Origin of the sequence: Yersinia alsatica (assembly GCF_902170305.1) — a bacterium.
In the GTDB taxonomy this organism is placed as follows: domain Bacteria; phylum Pseudomonadota; class Gammaproteobacteria; order Enterobacterales; family Enterobacteriaceae; genus Yersinia; species Yersinia alsatica.
The window spans coordinates 523,746-542,657 of the sequence record NZ_CABHWW010000026.1; the positions used below are offsets into that span (position 1 = coordinate 523,746).

Here is an 18,912-nt window from a genome sequence, read left to right on the forward strand (position 1 = left end):
CTTCTGTTTATCAATTTCTACAATCCCTTTACCAAGAAGATTCTTATTAGAAAGATGAGAAGAAAAATGGACCAAGGGAAAAGAGCATTTCTACAGCGACTGGGCGTATTAACCGCCGGAGCTGCGCTGGTACCACTGGCAGATGCTGGCTGGCAGATGGAGCCGGTACGAAAACACGGTGATATCAAACGGCGTTATGCCATGTTGATTGATTTGCGCCGCTGCATTGGCTGCCAAGCCTGTACTGTCAGTTGCGCCATTGAAAACCAACTGCCGCAGGGCCAGTTCCGCACCACGGTCAATCAGTATCAGATTGCATTATCGGGTGCTGAAAGTGTGACTAACGTACTGCTACCTCGCCTGTGCAATCACTGTGACAACCCGCCTTGCGTGCCGGTTTGCCCGGTGCAAGCCACTTATCAGCGGCAAGATGGCATTGTGGTTATCGATAATACCCGCTGCGTGGGGTGTGCCTATTGTGTGCAGGCCTGCCCTTATGAAGCGCGCTTTATCAACCACAGCACTCAAACTGCCGATAAATGCACTTTTTGTGTTCATCGTCTTGATGCCGGGCTATTACCTGCCTGTGTGGAGTCCTGTGTCGGCGGGGCGCGAATTATTGGGGACTTACGTGATGGCAACAGCACATTACGTAAAATGCTGTTAGAGCATGCCGTTGACATCAAAGTGTTGAAACCGGAACAAGGTACTCATCCGCAGGTATTTTACCTCGGATTAGACGAGGTATTTACGCGCCCATTACAGGGCCAGCCCGCACTCTGGCAGGAGGTCCACCTATGATCCGCGAAATTTTAGCTCGGCCGCAAGATATCGCCTGGTTGCCGTGGGCGGTGCAGTATTTCTTCTTTATTGGCTTGGCATGTGGGGCGGTATTATTTGCCGGTGGGCAGCGGATGCTGGCGCGCCGGGGAGTCTTATCCGCGCAACAAAGTCAACTGGAGTTCGCCGCGCTGATGCTGGCCGTCACTGCGGTGGTGGTGGCGCCATTGGCACTTAATGCGGACCTGCATCAACCCGCGCGCGTCTGGCATTTTTATGCGCACTTTACTCCGTGGTCGTGGATGTCATGGGGTTCCCTCTTTTTGCCGCTGTTTAGTCTTTGTGTCGTGGGTTATTTTCTGGCACTGATTTATAGCCGACTGAAAGCAAAACCTTTGCCGCGGTTACTCAGTGGATTAGCGCTGCTTGGTGCACTTTCTGCTATCAGTATTTTGCTTTATACCGGCCGCGAGGTATCGGTATTACGCGCCCAGCCGCTGTGGTTCAGTTGGTGGCTGCCGCTGTTTATTTTCCTGACTGCTTGTCAGGCCATCCCGCCCTTGTTGGCGATGTGGTTATGGCGGGCGCCGCAGTATCAGCCATCACTGGCCGGTTGGCAATTCACAAACTTAGCGCTACTGGCGCTGGTCACTCTGCTGTGGGCCAGTGGTGATAATCCTTCAGCGCAAGCTTTACGTCAGTGGGCGGTTCAGTCCCCGCTCACCGCTGCATTCCCACTCATGTTGTGGCTGGCACTGTTCGGGCTGGCCTTATCGATGTGGAACAAGAGATTGCCGGTCTTCGTGGTGGCGATACAGGTCGTAGTCGCCTTGACATTATGCTGGTCGGTGCGGTGGTTGCTGCTGATGCAAACGCAAACATTGCCTAAATACAACGTGTTAGCTAATCCTTATTCCCTGCCGCTCGGCAGCGAAGGATTGCTGGCAATTATCGGCACTTTCGGATTATGGGTAGCAGCAATCATTGCTATCCGTGAAAGTGTCAGATGGCTTGAGCAAAAAGTATCAGGCGCAAACCGAGCTGAAGGGGAAATACATCATGGCTAAGTCCACACGGCGTCAATGGTTAAAAGGCAGTCTGGCCTTGGGGGGCGTGGTGGCATTTGGTGCCAGCTATCATGCCGTGGCACGAAAAACATTGGCCGGGCTGATGGATGGCAGTGCGGGAAAGCTCACTCTTGACCCTATCAGTGCCAATGCTTTGCCGCTCGAAGGGAGGGTGGGGCAACAGTGGCAGGCCAATCCGCAACAGGCGGTTTCGATGACTCAGTGTTTCGGCTGCTGGACTCTGTGTGGCTTGCGAGTGCGTGTTGATACCCAACAGAATAAAATCTTGCGCATCGCTGGCAACCCTTATCATCCCTTATCTCATGACCACCATTTCCCTTATCAGTTACCTCTGAGTGAGGCGCTGCAACGGTTGGGCGGTGAACAAGGTCTGGCTGGGCGTTCAACCGCCTGTGCCAGAGGCGCGACTTTGCTGGAGGGGGTCGATAGTCCGTATCGTATCACTGAGCCGATGAAGCGGGTTGGGCCACGGGGCAGCGGCCAATGGCAGCGTATTAGTTTTGAACAATTAGTGGCCGAGGTCACTGAAGGCGGTGATCTATTCGGCGAGGGGCCGGTTGAGGGGCTGCGGGCGATCCGCGATTTAGTCACCCCCATTGATGCGAAACAGCCGTCGCTTGGGCCGAAAGCGAATCAGTTGCTGGTGACCAATGCCGGTGATGATGGGCGCGATGCTTTTATCCAGCGCTTTGCTAACCAGGCATTTGGCACTAAAAACCTAGGCAGCCACGGTGCCTATTGTGGGCTGGCTTATCGTGCCGGTTCTGGTGCGCTGATGGGGGATTTAGACAAAAATGCCCATGTTAAGCCCGATTGGGATAACGTGCGTTTTGCGCTGTTTTTAGGCACCTCACCGGCGCAATCGGGTAATCCATTTAAACGCCAAGGGCGTCAGCTAGCCAATGCCCGCCAACGCGATGACTTTAACTATGTGGTCGTCGCGCCCGCCTTGCCGCTCACCACCACCTTGGCCAATCAGCATAACCGCTGGGTGCCAGTACTGCCCGGCACCGATGCGGCGCTGGCGATGGGGATGCTCCACTGGATTATCGAGCAAAATCGCTTTAATCGCAGCTATCTGGCGCTGCCCGGAGAGGCCGCGATGCAAGCCGCGGGTGAACGCAGTTGGACCAATGCCAGTCACTTGGTTATCAACACCGAAACGCATCCATTGGCAGGGCAGTTTCTGCGGGCTAGCCAGCTAAGTGGCGAGCCAGTGGCCGAGGGAGAAGAAAGTCCGATATTAGTCCAAGCGACTGATGGCACCTTACAACCGGCGGCACAAGCACTACAAGCGGAGCTGTTCGTCACGCGGCAAGTCACTTTGCATGATGGGCAAAGTGTTAATGTGCAATCGGGTATGGCATGCCTCCAGCAAGCTGCCGCCCGCTTTTCACTGGCGCAATACAGTCAGCAATGCGGCGTGCCGGAAACCACGATTATCGGTTTGGCGCGCGAGTTCACAGCTTATCAGCGTCAGGCGGCGGTGATTTCTCATGGCGGCATGATGGGCGGCAATGGTTTTTATACCACTTGGGCCGTCATGATGCTGAATGCGATGATTGGCAACCTAAACCTGAAAGGGGGCGTGTCGGTCGGTGGCGGCAAATTTGATGGTTTTGCTGATGGGCCGCGCTACCAACTGGCAACCTTCACCGGCATGGTGAAGCCAAAAGGTTTACCGCTATCGCGCAGCAAGCAACCTTATGAAAAATCAGAAGAGTATCAGCAAAAAATTCAGCAAGGCCAGCCGGGTTATCCGGCTCGTGGGCCGTGGTATCCCTTTGTCGGCGGGCAATTAACTGAACAGCTAGCTCCGGCACTGGCAGGTTATCCTTATCCCTTGAAAGCTTGGATAAGCCATATGACCAATCCGCTGTATGGGGTCGCGGGTTTGCGCAATCTGATTGAGGAAAAACTGCAAGATCCGCGTCAGTTACCGCTGTTTATCGCCATTGATGCTTTTATGAATGAAACCACTGCCTTGGCGGATTATATCGTGCCGGATACCCACAATTTCGAGAGCTGGGGATTCAGTGCACCTTGGGCCGGAGTGTTGGTAAAAGCCAGTACTGCCCGGTGGCCGGTGGTCGAGTCGCGCACCGCTCGCACTGCACAGGGCGAGCCGGTGGCAATGGAAAGCTTCTTGATTGCGGTGGCCAAAGCCCTGCAATTACCGGGTTTTGGTGCCAATGCGATGCAAGACAACCAAGGTAATTACTTATCGCTGGATCGGGCAGAAGATTATTACTTACGGGCGGCGGCGAATATTGCTTATGGTGGTGAAAAACCACTGCCACCAGCGGATGATGATGAACTGCGGCTAACCGGTGTGGATCGTTTATGGCCCGCTTTGCAACAGAGTTTACAAGCTGATGAACAGCGCCGAGTGGCGTATTTGTTGGCGCGTGGCGGGCGCTTTGCTCCTTACGAGAAAAGTTGGAATGGCGATGCCACCGGCCCGCAATGGAAAAAACCACTGCAAATCTGGAATGAGAATGTAGCCAAACATCATCATGCCATTACCGGTGAGCGCTATAGCGGCTGCCCGACTTGGTATCCTCCTCGTCTGGCTGATGGTTCGGATGTGTTTGAACATTACCCGGCGGCGGACTGGCCACTGCGCTTGATGTCGTTTAAATCCCATCTGATGAGCAGCTCTACCGCGATGATTGAGCGCTTACGGGCGGTTAAAGCGACCAATTTGGTGGCGATTAATCCGTCTGATGCCCGCCGCTATGGGATACAACACGGTGATGTGGTGCAACTGATGACACCGGGGGGCCAGATGGAAGTTCAGGTCAGTTTATTGGATGGCGTAATGCCGGGTGTTGTTGCTATTGAGCATGGTTATGGACATCGTGAAATGGGGGCCAGAACCCATTCACTGAATGGGGTAAAAATGGCAGCAGACCCGCGCATTGGTCAAGGAACCAATTTGAATGATTTAGGTTTTACCGACCCAACGCGCGAAGTGCCTAACACTTGGCTGGATTGGGTGAGCGGCGCAGCGGTGCGGCAGGGGTTACCGGCCAAATTACAGTTGATAAGCTAAGGGACATGAATTTCTAGTCGGGCGGCAGCATCGAGCGGTGGCTTTGTCATGAGTGTATATAAATCCCTCGCTGTTAAAGAGGGATTTATTATTTCTAAATCAGGATGTTTTCAGTGTATAAATTAGCGATGCTAATAATTACGGGAAAACAGCCAATGTCAGTGGCGAAACTCAGTGCCAGCTTGCTGGTACTTGGCGGTCTGTTGGGCTACTTCGGTGCCGATTGGCAGAGCAAATCATTACTGATTGCGGCCGCCATTGCACTGCTGGCGGGGGTTGTCGCCTCCGGTTTTACTGATCGCGCTCCTCGCGGCAAATAGTCACTGGGGCTTTAAAAGCCGCCCGGCGGCCAATGAATGGCGCGATACTGTGCACAATCATTCCTACCATCACTAATCCCATCCCCAACAGCGATAACCCCGTCGGCAGTGGCGCTGCCAGCCAAAGCATCTCGCCAAGCAAAGCAAACAGCACTTCCCCGGATTGGGTGGCTTCCACCGCCGCCAGTTTCGAATAATCTTTTTTAACCAGATTGGTGGCGGCAAAAAACAGCAAAGTGGCGATGACGCCAGAGAACAACGCGACCAGCAAGGATTGGTTGATTTGTGCCGCTGACGGCCAACCGGTCTGTGACCAACCGTAGTACGACAGCAACAACCAAAAAGGCAAACTGGCGAGGGTCATATTGAGCACCCGCTGTAAGGTATCCACATCGCCTTGGCAGATATCCATCATTTTACGATTACCTAATGGATACATAAATGCCGCCAAGGTTACCGGCAAAATGCACCATAAAGTTTGTTGCAGGCTGAGCGTTTGGGCATGTTGCCACTGCATTAATGCCACGCCGAGGAGAATCAACAGTGACCAGCGCAGGTCTTTAAAGGGGATTTTCCCTCGCACCCGTTGTAAGCCAGCAGGAGTCGATATTGGTTGCTTAAAAAGTGGGATCAACAGAGAGCCAGCAATAATGGTTATTTGCCAAGAACCGGCAACCAGCCAGCCCTCGCCATAAGCACCCGCCAGGCTGAGTGGGGCATAGAATAGCCCGAAACCGACTGTGCTCCACAGCAGATAGCCCGGCCAATATTGGTATAAATGGCGCAGACTTTGTACTAGCTGGCCGCGCAGCAATACCAATAACAACAGCATGGGGGCCATAAAAATAAAACGCAGTGCGGCGCTCCAAACCCAGCTCCCCCCACCGAGATCCATGGCGCGATTAAGAATAAAAGTAAAAGCAAAAAACAACGAAGCGGCAAGACCATAACAAATCGCGCGCATTATTTTACTCATTAGCGCTGAAAGGAATAAAACAGGAATATCGGTAATTACCGTTGGCGTCAAGTTTTGCTCTATGGCAAAAAACGCTAAAGATGTGTGATGGCGGTGTTTCGGGTATTATATGCGCCGCACGGGGTGACCGGTGCCAGAATATCAGTTCTATTGCGCGATGATTTACCGTGGTTAGCTGTTTACGTAGTTACGTAACCCATTGAGCAGTAATAAACTATTATCAGTAACCTCTCTGAAAAACAGGAACGTACACCATGCCAGTGTTACATAACCGAATTTCTAATGAGGAACTTAAAGCGCGCATGTTGGCTGAAACCGAACCGCGTACCACAGTTTCTTTTTATAAATATTTCACGTTGGAAGATGCAAAAGCCTTCCGCGATAACCTCTATAGCCAATTTGTTAAGCTCGGTGTCTTTGGCCGGGTTTATGTGGCGAAAGAGGGGATTAATGCACAAATTAGCGTACCCGCTAATCGCTATGACGAATTTAAAGTCGCGCTGTTTGCTTCACATCCGGCGTTAGATCAAGTGCGGCTGAATGTTGCTCATGAAGATGACGGTAAGTCATTTTGGGTGCTGCGTATGAAGGTTCGCGAACGTATTGTGGCTGATGGTATCGATGATGACAGTTTTGATCCCAGCAATATCGGGCACTATTTGAAGGCCGATCAGGTTAATCAGATGATTGATGACCCTGATACCCTGTTTGTCGACATGCGTAATCACTATGAATACGAAGTGGGTCATTTCGAAAACGCGATAGAAGTGCCATCAGATACCTTCCGCGAGCAACTGCCTATGGCGGTCGATATGCTCCAACATGACAAAGATAAGAATATTGTTATGTATTGCACTGGCGGGATTCGTTGCGAAAAAGCCAGCGCCTATATGCTGCATAATGGCTTCAAAAACGTCTATCACGTTGAAGGCGGGATTATTGAATATGCCCGTAAAGCCAAAGAACAGGGGTTGCCGCTGAAATTTATCGGTAAAAACTTTGTGTTTGATGAGCGGATGGGCGAGCGGATCTCTGAGGATGTGATTGCGCATTGTCATCAGTGTGGAACGGCATGTGATACACACACTAACTGTAAGAATGATGGTTGCCACTTACTGTTTATTCAGTGCCCAAGTTGTGCGGCAAAATTCGAAGGTTGTTGTAGCGAGATTTGCCAGGAAGAATTGCAGCTGCCGCAGGAAGAACAACGTTCTCGCCGGGCAGGGCGCGAAAATGGCATTAAGATTTTTAATAAGTCGAAGGGATTGCTGCAAACAACAATGCATATTCCAGTGCCAGATAACAGCACAGACAAGAAATAATCATACCTAAAGTTATCGGTATTGCAGCTAACACTGCTGCAACTTGAGGTTGAAAGGAAATACATCACTTAACCTGCTGGCTGTGCTATTAAAATAAGACGTTGTCGGTTATTTTATCCGGTAGCGTCTTTTTTTTGCCATTTTGAGCGGTGGCGGTTCCAATACAAGGATTGATAATGACAACACCTGTGGTAAGTAACCAAGGTTTACGGTTAGTTGCAATGTTGGCAATGCTGGTAGTGATTATGGCTGGAATTAAGGCCGCATCACCTATTGTAGTGCCGTTTTTATTGGCGATCTTCCTCGCTATCGTATTGAACCCTTTGGTGAAATTATTACAGAAAATAAAAATCCCCCGAACATTGGCGATTGTCTTATTAGTCACCATTATTGTGTTACTGATGGCATTACTCTTTAGTCGTTTAGGTTCTTCACTCAATGAATTTGCCCGCTCATTACCGCAATATCGCGGCATGATGCTGGAGAAAATGCGCGATCTGCAAGAATTCTCAATGCGCTTTAATATTGAGTTCTCGGTGGATGACATTATGAAGCATGTCGATCCCAGTACCGCCATGAACTTTATTACCCGCCTGCTTAGCCACTTGTCTGGTGCTATGGCCAGCACGTTCTTGCTGCTAATGACCGTGGTCTTTATGTTATTTGAAGTGGAACGCCTGCCTTATAAAATGCAGTTGATGTTTGATAATCCAGAAAAAGGCAATGCGATTCTCAAACGCGCACTGAATGGCGTGACACATTATCTGGTCATTAAGACCATTATTAGCATTGCAACAGGGATTGTTATTTGGTTATTCCTGGCGGCGATGGGGGTGAGGTTTGCTTTCCTGTGGGGGTTACTGGCTTTCGTTTTGAATTACATTCCCAATATCGGGTCAGTATTAGCCGCCATTCCGCCCATCATTCAAGCCTTACTCTTTAACGGTTTTGCCGATGCGTTTGCCGTTACCTGCGGTTATATTCTCATTAACTTGATTGGCGGTAACATCATTGACCCACGGATGATGGGGCGGGGTTTAGGTTTATCAACGCTGGTGGTGTTCCTATCGTTAATTTTCTGGGGATGGCTATTGGGGCCGGTAGGTATGTTGCTTTCAGTACCTTTGACTATTATTGTCAAGATTGCACTTGAGTTAACGCCTGCCGGTTATAAATTTGCGGTGTTACTGAGTGATGGTAAACCGGCTAAAATCGAGTCGGATAAAGTTAGCTGATAATGCGAGCTTAAGCCGAAAAGGGCCACAGATAGATGGATATCTGCTGGCCCTGACTGAAAATAAGGACGATGTTGGAAGCCTGAATTAATAGAAAAAGAAATAAATATCTAGTGCTAGCAGGATCAGCCATAAGCAGATATAGAGCACCAGATGCTCCCGTACATTATTGATAACCATTGAGAGCAATTTATTTAACATGCGACTGCCTGCGGCTAAAATCATCCCCCATTATATACTCTTCTAACCTGAAATTGCAGGGGGTTAGCTACATTCACTCGCCAAGGTTATTTATCAATTAATTCTGTCATGTTTTTTATAGAAGATGGCCTGGTTATATAAATAACCTCAGTATAAATACTTAAAGACGTTATAAATAAAACACAGTTCCAGACGATTTCTGACTTTTATTTTCTCGGTGATATGACGTTTGTGCGAGTAAACTGTGCTGTCGCTAATATTCAACTTTCTAGCGATACGATAATTAGGCATTTCTGTCATCCAATAACACATGACTTTATGTTCTTGCGGGCTGAACAGTGATGAGGAGCATGATGGGAGTTCTTCACCGATATCATCTGAAGAGCCAGATAACATTTTTAATAGCTCAGGCAAATGCCTTTTAGCCAGGATTGAGACTGAATCAGTGAGAGGAATAGGTGTTTCACTAAATGGGTATGATGCATCCAGATAAATATAAACCTTTGCCTGACTACAGCAACTGATAAATTTCTCTAATAAAGGGCAATGTCCACCGAATCGACAATATTGCGTAAGATTAACAATTATTATCTCAGGATTAAAATCGTGAATAGCCAACGTTGCCTGGGCAACGGTAGGCACATCCATTAAATTAAGAGATATAGCGTTATTTAAATAAGTATTTACCCCAGAACGGGTATAAAAGCATTCGTCGATAATTAATATTTTCATGTGACATACATCCTTGTCTAACAGCAACCATACCTGACTGCATACAAGGATAAGGTAATCCCCTGACGACTAAGACGTCAATTCGGGATTTACGAGGTTTTTTTGCGGATATAACGAATAAACTACCTGATAATAATTTGAATAGTAGTATTTCACACTAAAAAGAAAATGTCAGCAAATTGAATAAAATACCGATGACTCATTTGAAATAGAAATGGTCATCGGCAGGCGTCATGAGAATAATTTGTACGTACTGATACTACAAACTCGCAAAGCGAGACAAGGAAAATGCTGAAATATCAATAGGCGAGGCTTTGTCTTGTGCAAATAGCGCTGCGACTTCACCCAGAGCAGTGGCAAATTTAAAGCCATGACCACTTAAGCCAGTTACCACCATGATATTGGGGTTATCAGGTAAGGTATCGATGATGAAATCTTCATCAGGGCTCATATCATAACTGCAGGCGGCTCCACGGAGGCAGACGCCAACGCCAGGTAAAAAATTGCGTAAAAAGCCAAAAACTTCAGTGCCGTCTTCGGCATAACTGCCGAAAGGTTTCCGCTGCGCGGCAGATTCAATGGGTTGTCCACCATTGTGCTTACCGAGTTTTAGCTCATCATTTTGTGAAGGGAAACCGTAATAGTGGATATTATCCGGAGTTTCGACGGTGAATGCTGGGAAATGGTTATTTTCACTGTAGCGACCATCGGCATGATGCCAGGAAAAGACTTTGCGCACTGCTGTCACTGGCAACTCTGGTAGCAGCTCTTTGACCCAAGTCCCAGCGGTAACAACCACTTTACGGGCACTGTAGGTGCCATCTATGGTCACGACATCCACACCGTCATCTAACGGCTCAATCGCAGTGACAGGGCAGTTGAAGAGAATGCCACAACCGGCGTCAGTCACGGCTTTGATCAGGGTTTTTATGGCTAATTCAGAACGCAGAAAACCCGCTTGCGGTTCGAACACACCAATATAATTGTCCGGCACGGTAAACACTGGCCACTTTTCACGCACCTGTGTTGCACTTAAGGTTTCTACTGGCAAATTATATTGTTGGGCGCTGTGTTGGGCATTTTGCAGGAAAAGCGAATCATCTGGCCCCAAATTGAGCACGCCACAGTCCTGGAATAACTTTTCACCCGTTTGGGACGACAGTTGATTCCACAAGGCTTGGGCGCGTAATATTAAGGGAACATATTTCTCGCCTTCACCATAAGCATGGCGAATGATTCTGGTATCGCCATGGTGACTTCCCGTTTGATGTGGTGGCATTGCACTGTCAATCATCAACACCTTTAAACCGGCTTGTGAGGCGTAGTAACCTGCGGCAGAGCCAACAGAGCCGCTACCAATGACAATCAAATCGTAGTCCATATTTTCCACCTTGGGGAATATCACTGCAGGCCTTATTTAGCACTCTCTGATTTGCCGCATATCTTTATCGTGGCATTGAACAGAGATATTAAAATGAAAGCTAGCAACGAGCGATAAAAATTAAAACGATAGTAATAACACGGGACTTAGAGGAGAAAAAGGGATGTTAGCCATATTAGGGTGGGAGCGGTTAATAAAAAGGCACCAAGTGATATTCACGGGTGCCTTTTTACAACGCTGAAAATGAACTGGCATAAAGAATTAATGCTTACGATAATCCAAATCTTGATATTCTGATGACTCAATTTTAGCAATGCCTGCTTCTAAGATATTTATTAATTGGCGTGCAACATCAGTCGTCAGCCAGAGTGTTCTATCAACGAGTGCATCTTCTGGCGGTTGATCCATGGAAGACAGGTAATGAAGACGTATCATCATCGCGTCATATGCATCTACAGTGCTGATATCCCAACCTACGAGCGGGTGAGTCTGGATAACTTCATCATTTCTGTCCATAAAGACCCCTTATATAGTAGTTACTGACTGGAGTGACTAACGAGGATCAATGCGGCTCAATACTGAGTGAGCTTTTTTAGTATACGCAACCGCCGCTAAATTTGGAGATTATCCACAGATCTTTACAAATTATTTATTTTCTGATGATTAATTAAGCGACGAGGAAAGTGACAAGAAGAAAATAACAATGCGCAGTTTAAATATGTATATAAAAAAGCCGAGGAGCGACTCCCCGGCAAAACAGCATTACTGTGGGTTACTCCGCATCAAACCAATCGTCAGCGCTTTCCCATATTTCTTGTAATATTTCAGAGATTAGATCTTTATCTGTTTTGGCTCCGCCTAAAACAGACAGATTATTAGCACCCGCATAGCGCACTTGTACGGCGGTACTGGTGTCCGGAAATTTGGTATTCAGTCGTTTACTCAATTCATGAGTTAGCGCTTCGATAGCACCTGCGGGTAATGGGTTTCTTTTATCAATACTGACTTCAACACGCATATTTGGCCCTCCGAATATTTATACTGTTTATTTATACAGTATAAATATTCAGGCCGCAACTAGCAGAGATAAAAAATTTTACTGTAGAGAAGGGCGCTTCCCCACAGTGAAAATTATTAGGCTTTTACTGACCAATTGATAGTTTGGCCAGCGAGGAAAGGAATAATTGATTCATTTCCCAATGGGATTTCTTCTGGTTGTTGGAACGGAGTCCGAACCAACTCAACAAAATCTTCGTTAACAGGCAGGTTATAGAAGCGTGGGCCATTTAAGGAACAGAAAGCTTCCAAATGTTGCAATGCATGCATCTCTTCAAACACGGTGGCGTAAGCCGGTAACGCAGAGGGTGCATTGAAGACACCGGCACAGCCGCAAGACGACTCTTTACGGTGTTTGGCATGAGGTGCAGAGTCAGTTCCAAGGAAGAAACGCTCAGAACCGCTAGCAACCGCTTGGCGCAATGCCGCTTGGTGAGTACCACGTTTCAGTATGGGTAAGCAGAACAGGTGTGGGCGAATCCCACCCACCAACATATGATTGCGATTAAACATCAAGTGCTGTGGAGTAATGGTAGCCCCAAGGAAACGATTGCCTGCCAGCACATAATCGGCAGCGTCTTTGGTGGTAATATGCTCAAAGACAATTTTTAATTCAGGAAAATTACGGCGAATCGGTTCCAGAATTTGATCAATAAAACGCGCTTCACGATCAAAAATATCTACTGCGGCATCGGTGACTTCACCGTGGATCAACAGTGGCATGCCGATCTTCTGCATTTGTTCAAACAGAGGATAAATTGCCGGAATATCTGATACACCGTGCGTTGAGTTGGTGGTGGCGTTGGCGGGGTATAACTTGGCTGCGGTAAATACGCCTTCTGCAAAACCACGCGTCAGTTGACTCGCTTTCAGTGTATTGGTCAGGTAGCACGTCATTAATGGCGTGAATTTATGGCCCGCCGGTGTGGCTGCTAAAATACGTTCCCGGTAAGCAATCGCGCTATCGACGGTGGTAATCGGTGGCGTCAGATTTGGCATGACGATGGCCCGGGCGAACACCTCGGAAGTATAGGGCAGCACGGTACTGAGCATTTCGTCATCACGTAAGTGAATATGCCAGTCATCTGGGCGGCGAATTTTCAGGGTGTTAGATTGTGCAGTCATTCAACGGGCTCCGCAGTCATGATGAGATATCGGGGTTTTTATGCTGTTTCTGGCGGGGTCTAAGGATAAGCGGAAAGTGCTCAGGATGCATCTGATTGTTAGGGTTAAGTTGAAAACAATGTAAAAAGGGCATCTTATAGAGGGGCTCGGGGTAAAATTTGCCCGACAGGGTGAGCGATTAATTAGCCATCAAATACGCTAATTGAATGTATAACATGGGAGAATAACTATGGAAGTCCGTGTCATCGCCAGTTTAGTGGCAAAACCTGAATTTACTGCTGCGGTTAAAGCTGCGGTTTATCAAGTGATAGAACCCAGCCGTGAGGAGCAAGGAAATCTGCAATATGATCTCCATGCCGAAAGCGATAAACCAGGTTCTTTTGTGTTTTTCGAGCGCTGGGAATCTGACGAAGCATTGGAAAAACATAATAAAACTGCGCACTTCAAAGAGTTTGTCAAATCGATAGAAGGCAAGCTTGAGAGCATTGAGATAAAGAAAGTGAAGCAGATTGCTTGAGAATCTCATCAAAATAAAAAACCCGCCGGATGGCGGGTTTTTGTATTGTTCAAGCGGCGATTAATCGACCGATTGTGGTTTTGTCGCTGGTGCTGTTGCCTGCGTTGCTGCAGCATGACCACCCGCAGAGCCTTTACCTGCAAAATCAAAGGCTGGACGTTCCCAATGGCCTTGGGCTGGTGATGCCGGAGCATAATCAGGTGCCGGAGCTTTAGTCATTGGAGCTGAAGCACAGTGCTTGAATAACACGCCGTCAGGCTGAGCAACCACCGGCTGTTGAGATACGACAACTGGCGCGGCATCGGTTACTGGTTCAGTAACACTCGCTTCTTCAGTCACATTCTCTGCAACAGTTTCGCTCGCGATTTGCTCTTCAGCGGCAACTTCTGCCACTGGTGTTTCAGTCGCGCCGGTTTCTTCAACTGGGGCTTTTTCAGCAATAACTTCTGGTGCTGGTGCTGCCACAACCGTCTCTTCCACTGCAATTTCTTCTGCTACAGTGGCTTCAACCGCCGTCTCTTCAACTGTTGTCTCTTCAACTACAGCTGCTGGCGCGATGGTCTCTTCAACCACAGTTTCCGCAGCTACAGTTTCTTCAACTACTGTCTCTTCAACTACAGGCTCGACCGCGGTTGGAGCAGGTGCAATTGCGGCGATAGCTTCAGTTTCAGGTGCAATTTCAGCCACTGGTGCTACAGCTTCAACAGCAATCGCTGGCTCGACAACCACAGGTGCTGGTGCAACCACTGGCGCGCGGCCCGGTACAGCTGCTGCTGAAGAGGAAGAACCGCCTGGTTTATGCTGCGATGCTACTGGGGTTGGTGCCGGAGCGGCAACTTCAGCAACCGCGGCAACAACCGGAGCGACGACGACAGGAGCTGCAATCATCGGAGTAGTAACGGCGGCGACTGCAACTTCTTGCACTTGCTCTACAGGCAATTGCTCTTCAACCGGATTTTCCACAAAGGCGGCTTGTTCGATCGGTTGAGCTACTGGGTAACGCACCCACACTTTGCCCGATGCCATTTCTGGAGAGGCAAAAGCGCCCGCCAGAGGCATAGCAGACTGTGTCGGGTAACGTTCATCACGATAGCGACGACGGCGCTGACCACTGACACGCAGATGGCGAGGTGAACGGCGAGAACGACGCGGCATGCCATTTTCATTATTGGCATTACGATCGTTAGCCACTTCATCATCAGCTTGAGTGGTTGCTTGTGGCAATAATTTCACTTCTTCCTGTACGACTGGCGCGGCAATGTTAGCCACCGGCTCGCTAGCAGGACTTTCCAAAACATTTAGCTCATCATTGGCAGATTGAATACGGACTTTCTGATTCAATTGGCGACGCTGACGGCGCTGCATTACCTGTTGACGTTCTTCTTGCTCTGGCTGCTGTACCTCTTCTACAACACTGACCTCGGCAACATCAACTTTAGCTTTAACGTCTTGTGGAGCCTGGCGTTTGTCATCTTGACGACGACGTTGACGATCACCACGACGCTGCGGCTGCTGCTCTTCACGCTGTGCTTTATCCGCATCAACCACTTCAGTCTGTGCTTGTGGTGCCGCAGCTTGTTGAGTAGGGCGTTTGTTGCGACGCTGATCTTCACGGCCTTCGCGATTGGAATTATCACGATTCGTGTTGTCACGGCCTGAATTATCACGAGCGCTGTTGTTGTCAGCACGGCCTGAGTTATCGCGACCTTCACGTGGTGTGCGGTCATTGCGATCTTTACGGCCATTGTTCTGACGACGAGGATTACGGCGGTCATTACGGCGATTTTCGCTGGTTTCAGTTTTTTCAGCTTCAACCGGTTTGACTTCAGCTTCTGCTGAACCAGCGAAAATACCCTTCAGGCCACTGAACAGACGGCTAAAGAAGCCTGGTTGCTCTGGCGTTGTTGATGCCGCAGCCTGTGGTGCCACTGTTGGATTAACCGTCGCAGTAGCAGGCGTGGCTTCTGGTGGCACTTCAGTTGGTAGAGAGAAAGTTGCCAGCGCCGGTTGTTCTGGACGTTTGCGCTCGATAGCCGCTTCTTCCTGCGGTTGTGCCATTTCTGCTTCATGCAGTTGTGGCAGCAAATAGCTGAGAGAAGGAACTTCTTCACCTTTACGGACGCGCAGCACCGAATAATGCGGGGTTTGCATCTGATCGTTTGGCACGATCACTGCACGTACACCGCCTTGGCGTTTTTCGATGGCATTAACGGATTCACGTTTTTCGTTCAGCAGGTACGAGGCAATCTGTACCGGCACAATCGCGTGAACTTCATGGGTATTTTCTTTCAGCGCTTCTTCTTCAATCAAACGCAGAATAGAAAGTGACAGAGATTCGTTGTCACGTACGGTACCGGTACCGCTACAGCGTGGGCACACATGGTGGCTCGACTCACCCAGTGATGGGCTGAGGCGCTGACGGGACATTTCCAGTAAACCAAAGCGTGAGATGCGGCCAATCTGGATACGCGCGCGGTCTTGACGGACGGCATCACGTAAACGGTTTTCCACTTCACGCTGGTGGCGCACCGGGGTCATATCGATAAAGTCGATAACAATCAGGCCACCCAAGTCACGTAAACGTAACTGACGGGCAATTTCATCTGCCGCTTCAAGGTTGGTATTGAAAGCGGTTTCTTCGATATCGCCACCACGAGTTGCTCGCGCGGAGTTGATATCAATCGCGGTCAAGGCTTCTGTGGTATCGATAACGATAGAGCCACCGGAAGGTAGACGCACTTCACGTTGGAATGCAGATTCAATCTGTGACTCAATCTGGTAGTGGCTGAATAATGGAATTTCACCACTATACAATTTGATTTTGCTGCTGAAATCCGGGCGACCCAGTGCAGCGATATGCTCTTTAGCCAGTTCGAGAACTTTTGGGTTATCGATCAGGATTTCGCCGATGTCCGGGCGCAGATAATCACGGAAAGCACGGACAATCACGTTACTTTCCTGATGAATCAAGAATGGCGCAGGGCGACCTTCAGCGGCTTTTTTTATCGCATCCCAGTGCTTAAGACGGAATGATAAGTCCCATTGCAGCGCATCAGCAGATTTACCAACACCTGCGGTACGCACAATCAGACCCATGCCATCAGGCAATTGCAGGGAGGATAAGGCTTCTTTCAGTTCAGTACGGTCATCACCTTCGATGCGGCGAGAAATACCACCGGCACGTGGGTTGTTTGGCATCAGAACTAAATAACTACCGGCCAGACTGATAAACGTCGTCAGTGCAGCACCTTTATTACCGCGCTCTTCTTTATCAACCTGAACAATAACTTCCTGGCCTTCGCGCAGCACATCTTTGATGTTTGGGCGGCCATGGGAGGAATAATTACTAGGGAAATATTCGCGAGAAATTTCTTTTAGTGGGAGGAAACCATGTCGTTCAGCGCCGTAATCAACAAAAGCGGCTTCCAGACTGGGTTCGATTCGGGTGATTTTGCCTTTGTAAATATTCGCTTTTTTCTGTTCATGACCTGGGCTTTCAATATCCAAATCATACAGCCGCTGTCCATCTACAAGGGCAACACGCAACTCTTCTTGCTGAGTTGCGTTAATCAACATTCTTTTCATCTTTAACTTACTCGTTATTTTTACATTGTCATTAGAACTGCGGGCAAAATAACCTCATGGTCGGGTAAACCGATGACCCCGAGTCTTCTAGCAAAGCCGTCAACCTCACGGTTGTCGCCTGCATAGGGGCGCATTATTTCGGTAAGCCTGTGTTTCTTTCTGAAAAACAGCGCTTTTATATAAAGGGCAGCTTCTGAATATAAGACAACAGAGCTTTACCCACTTGCCGACCAAGCTGCAACCCGCAGCCCGCTAATTGCTTGATTTCACATTACGTCTTACGCCATTGCTGCGTTTTTGTGTGATCAGGCAAAGTTTATTATTCCACTAGTCTCTTGGTCTAACGAGAATCAACGCAGAATTAATCACATTATTCCATTGCTGACACTGATATAGCAAGATGACTTTACCTACCTACGTAAAGATTCTTTTACTGTTTTCACAGTGTTGACGGCTATCGTTGTCTTATTAAACAATAAATGCACGCAAACGTTATCTTTAAATAGCCAGATTCACAGTTAAGCACATAAAAAGGGGTGGCGCTAATTCCTCGGTGTATTTAGAATCGCGCCCCATGAAAACGAATAATCCAGTAGTACAATTAATCACCATTTCTGCCGACGAAGCGGGTCAGCGGATCGATAACTTTTTGCTCACTAAATTGAAAGGTGTGCCAAAGAGTATGATCTACCGAATCGTTCGCAAAGGTGAAGTCCGCGTTAATAAAGGGCGTATTAAGCCAGAATATAAACTGGTTGACGGTGATGTGGTGCGAGTACCGCCGGTACGTGTTGCTGAGCGCGAAGAGATTCAGGTATCAGCTAAACTTGATAAAGTTGCCGCGCTGGCCGAGTGCATTTTATTTGAAGATGACTATCTGTTAGTGCTGAACAAACCTTCTGGCACTGCGGTGCATGGCGGCAGCGGTTTGAGTTTTGGCGTTATTGAAGCATTGCGGGCATTGCGCCCGGAGGCTCGCTTTCTGGAATTGGTCCACCGCCTTGACCGCGATACTTCCGGTGTGTTGTTAGTCGCCAAAAAACGCTCGGCTTTACGTTCGTTGCATGAACAGTTGCGTTTGAAAGGAATGCAGAAAGACTATTTAGCGTTAGTGCGTGGTCAATGGCAACCTCATTGCAAAGCGGTACAAGCACCTTTGCTTAAAAATATTATGCAGAGTGGCGAGCGCATGGTGAAAGTCAGCAGCGAAGGCAAACCCTCAGAAACGCGCTTTAAAATAGAAGAACGTTTTGAACATGCTACGTTGGTCAAAGCCAGCCCCATTACTGGACGGACACACCAAATTCGTGTTCATGCCCTGCATGCTGGCCACCCGATTGCGTTTGATGATCGTTACGGCGACCGTGAATTTGATCAGCAATTGCAAGGGACTGGCCTACACCGTTTGTTCCTGCATGCGGCGGCCCTGCGTTTTGAGCATCCTAATACCGGAGAGACAATGCGCATTGAAGCACCATTAGATAATCAGTTGCGCCATTGCCTGTCGGTATTACGTAAAAAAGCCGCAGTTTAAAAAAC

General features: G+C 48.6%; 16 protein-coding genes. 8 read left to right on the forward strand and 8 right to left on the reverse strand.

Annotated features, from left to right (window positions below; translation table 11 throughout):
- Positions 1 to 66 precede the first annotated feature (66 nt).
- The 4 genes from ttrB (at position 67) to FTA96_RS16435 (ending at position 5,243) form a co-directional block, all read left to right on the forward strand.
- Positions 67 to 801 (forward strand): tetrathionate reductase subunit TtrB, encoded by a 735-nt coding sequence (gene ttrB / locus FTA96_RS16420; protein ID WP_050121057.1) that lies wholly within the window; start codon positions 67 to 69, stop codon positions 799 to 801.
- Positions 798 to 1,847, forward strand: a complete 1,050-nt coding sequence (ttrC, locus tag FTA96_RS16425; protein WP_145574331.1) for a tetrathionate reductase subunit TtrC — start codon at positions 798 to 800, stop codon at positions 1,845 to 1,847. Before ttrB ends, ttrC begins: the two co-directional genes overlap by 4 nt.
- Positions 1,840 to 4,923 (forward strand): tetrathionate reductase subunit TtrA, encoded by a 3,084-nt coding sequence (gene ttrA / locus FTA96_RS16430; RefSeq protein ID WP_145574333.1) that lies wholly within the window; start codon positions 1,840 to 1,842, stop codon positions 4,921 to 4,923. Before ttrC ends, ttrA begins: the two co-directional genes overlap by 8 nt.
- A gap of 155 nt (positions 4,924 to 5,078) precedes the next feature.
- Entirely contained in the window at positions 5,079 to 5,243 is a 165-nt protein-coding gene (locus FTA96_RS16435; RefSeq protein ID WP_172665423.1) for a hypothetical protein, read from the forward strand.
- Here the strand turns inward: FTA96_RS16435 and FTA96_RS16440 are convergent.
- The gene (locus FTA96_RS16440) at positions 5,215 to 6,207 is read right to left on the reverse strand and encodes a DMT family transporter (protein WP_050121061.1); all 993 of its coding nucleotides are present in this window, start codon (positions 6,205 to 6,207) and stop codon (positions 5,215 to 5,217) included. The two genes, FTA96_RS16435 and FTA96_RS16440, sit on opposite strands and share 29 nt — an antisense overlap.
- A gap of 266 nt (positions 6,208 to 6,473) precedes the next feature.
- On the opposite strand from FTA96_RS16440, the gene trhO reads away from it, so the two are divergent.
- Both trhO and FTA96_RS16450 read left to right on the forward strand, forming a co-directional pair.
- Positions 6,474 to 7,541 carry an oxygen-dependent tRNA uridine(34) hydroxylase TrhO gene (gene trhO, locus FTA96_RS16445; protein ID WP_050147231.1) on the forward strand — a complete coding sequence of 356 codons (1,068 nt, stop codon included), beginning with the start codon at positions 6,474 to 6,476 and terminating at the stop codon, positions 7,539 to 7,541.
- Between the two features lie 176 nt (positions 7,542 to 7,717).
- The gene (locus FTA96_RS16450) at positions 7,718 to 8,776 is read left to right on the forward strand and encodes an AI-2E family transporter (protein ID WP_050109043.1); all 1,059 of its coding nucleotides are present in this window, start codon (positions 7,718 to 7,720) and stop codon (positions 8,774 to 8,776) included.
- 87 nt (positions 8,777 to 8,863) lie between these two features.
- Here FTA96_RS16450 and FTA96_RS16455 read toward each other — a convergent pair whose 3' ends face one another.
- The 6 genes from FTA96_RS16455 to pyrC all read right to left on the reverse strand — a co-directional run bounded on the left by FTA96_RS16455 (position 8,864) and on the right by pyrC (position 13,271).
- Positions 8,864 to 8,977 (reverse strand): DUF2770 family protein, encoded by a 114-nt coding sequence (locus FTA96_RS16455; RefSeq protein ID WP_072077479.1) that lies wholly within the window; start codon positions 8,975 to 8,977, stop codon positions 8,864 to 8,866.
- Positions 8,978 to 9,124: 147 nt separating this feature from the next.
- Positions 9,125 to 9,709 carry a LuxR C-terminal-related transcriptional regulator gene (locus tag FTA96_RS16460; protein WP_050109044.1) on the reverse strand — a complete coding sequence of 195 codons (585 nt, stop codon included), beginning with the start codon at positions 9,707 to 9,709 and terminating at the stop codon, positions 9,125 to 9,127.
- Between the two features lie 259 nt (positions 9,710 to 9,968).
- The gene (gene solA / locus FTA96_RS16465; RefSeq protein WP_145533657.1) at positions 9,969 to 11,090 is read right to left on the reverse strand and encodes an N-methyl-L-tryptophan oxidase; all 1,122 of its coding nucleotides are present in this window, start codon (positions 11,088 to 11,090) and stop codon (positions 9,969 to 9,971) included.
- A 261-nt stretch (positions 11,091 to 11,351) separates the two neighbouring features.
- Complete coding sequence (gene bssS / locus FTA96_RS16470; RefSeq protein ID WP_050109046.1) at positions 11,352 to 11,606, reverse strand: biofilm formation regulator BssS; 255 nt, start codon at positions 11,604 to 11,606, stop codon at positions 11,352 to 11,354.
- A gap of 256 nt (positions 11,607 to 11,862) precedes the next feature.
- Positions 11,863 to 12,108, reverse strand: a complete 246-nt coding sequence (gene dinI / locus FTA96_RS16475; protein ID WP_050109047.1) for a DNA damage-inducible protein I — start codon at positions 12,106 to 12,108, stop codon at positions 11,863 to 11,865.
- Between the two features lie 116 nt (positions 12,109 to 12,224).
- Positions 12,225 to 13,271, reverse strand: a complete 1,047-nt coding sequence (gene pyrC / locus FTA96_RS16480) for a dihydroorotase (RefSeq protein WP_145574335.1) — start codon at positions 13,269 to 13,271, stop codon at positions 12,225 to 12,227.
- A gap of 229 nt (positions 13,272 to 13,500) precedes the next feature.
- On the opposite strand from pyrC, the gene FTA96_RS16485 reads away from it, so the two are divergent.
- The gene (locus FTA96_RS16485) at positions 13,501 to 13,788 is read left to right on the forward strand and encodes a putative quinol monooxygenase (protein WP_050109049.1); all 288 of its coding nucleotides are present in this window, start codon (positions 13,501 to 13,503) and stop codon (positions 13,786 to 13,788) included.
- A gap of 60 nt (positions 13,789 to 13,848) precedes the next feature.
- Here FTA96_RS16485 and rne read toward each other — a convergent pair whose 3' ends face one another.
- Complete coding sequence (gene rne / locus FTA96_RS16490; protein WP_145505755.1) at positions 13,849 to 17,373, reverse strand: ribonuclease E; 3,525 nt, start codon at positions 17,371 to 17,373, stop codon at positions 13,849 to 13,851.
- A gap of 574 nt (positions 17,374 to 17,947) precedes the next feature.
- On the opposite strand from rne, the gene rluC reads away from it, so the two are divergent.
- Positions 17,948 to 18,907, forward strand: a complete 960-nt coding sequence (gene rluC, locus FTA96_RS16495; RefSeq protein ID WP_050109181.1) for a 23S rRNA pseudouridine(955/2504/2580) synthase RluC — start codon at positions 17,948 to 17,950, stop codon at positions 18,905 to 18,907.
- The last annotated feature ends 5 nt before the right edge of the window (positions 18,908 to 18,912 follow it).

Coding starts and splice junctions, on each gene's coding strand:
- bssS (WP_050109046.1), bottom strand. CDS start 11,606: ATGGACAGAAATGATGAAGTTATCCAGACTCACCCGCTCGTAGGTTGG.
- FTA96_RS16450 (WP_050109043.1), top strand. CDS start 7,718: ATGACAACACCTGTGGTAAGTAACCAAGGTTTACGGTTAGTTGCAATG.
- FTA96_RS16455 (WP_072077479.1), bottom strand. CDS start 8,977: ATGTTAAATAAATTGCTCTCAATGGTTATCAATAATGTACGGGAGCAT.
- dinI (WP_050109047.1), bottom strand. CDS start 12,108: ATGCGTGTTGAAGTCAGTATTGATAAAAGAAACCCATTACCCGCAGGT.
- FTA96_RS16485 (WP_050109049.1), top strand. CDS start 13,501: ATGGAAGTCCGTGTCATCGCCAGTTTAGTGGCAAAACCTGAATTTACT.
- ttrA (WP_145574333.1), top strand. CDS start 1,840: ATGGCTAAGTCCACACGGCGTCAATGGTTAAAAGGCAGTCTGGCCTTG.
- ttrC (WP_145574331.1), top strand. CDS start 798: ATGATCCGCGAAATTTTAGCTCGGCCGCAAGATATCGCCTGGTTGCCG.
- FTA96_RS16440 (WP_050121061.1), bottom strand. CDS start 6,207: ATGCGCGCGATTTGTTATGGTCTTGCCGCTTCGTTGTTTTTTGCTTTT.
- ttrB (WP_050121057.1), top strand. CDS start 67: ATGGACCAAGGGAAAAGAGCATTTCTACAGCGACTGGGCGTATTAACC.
- rluC (WP_050109181.1), top strand. CDS start 17,948: ATGAAAACGAATAATCCAGTAGTACAATTAATCACCATTTCTGCCGAC.
- rne (WP_145505755.1), bottom strand. CDS start 17,373: ATGAAAAGAATGTTGATTAACGCAACTCAGCAAGAAGAGTTGCGTGTT.
- trhO (WP_050147231.1), top strand. CDS start 6,474: ATGCCAGTGTTACATAACCGAATTTCTAATGAGGAACTTAAAGCGCGC.
- solA (WP_145533657.1), bottom strand. CDS start 11,090: ATGGACTACGATTTGATTGTCATTGGTAGCGGCTCTGTTGGCTCTGCC.
- pyrC (WP_145574335.1), bottom strand. CDS start 13,271: ATGACTGCACAATCTAACACCCTGAAAATTCGCCGCCCAGATGACTGG.
- FTA96_RS16460 (WP_050109044.1), bottom strand. CDS start 9,709: ATGAAAATATTAATTATCGACGAATGCTTTTATACCCGTTCTGGGGTA.
- FTA96_RS16435 (WP_172665423.1), top strand. CDS start 5,079: ATGTCAGTGGCGAAACTCAGTGCCAGCTTGCTGGTACTTGGCGGTCTG.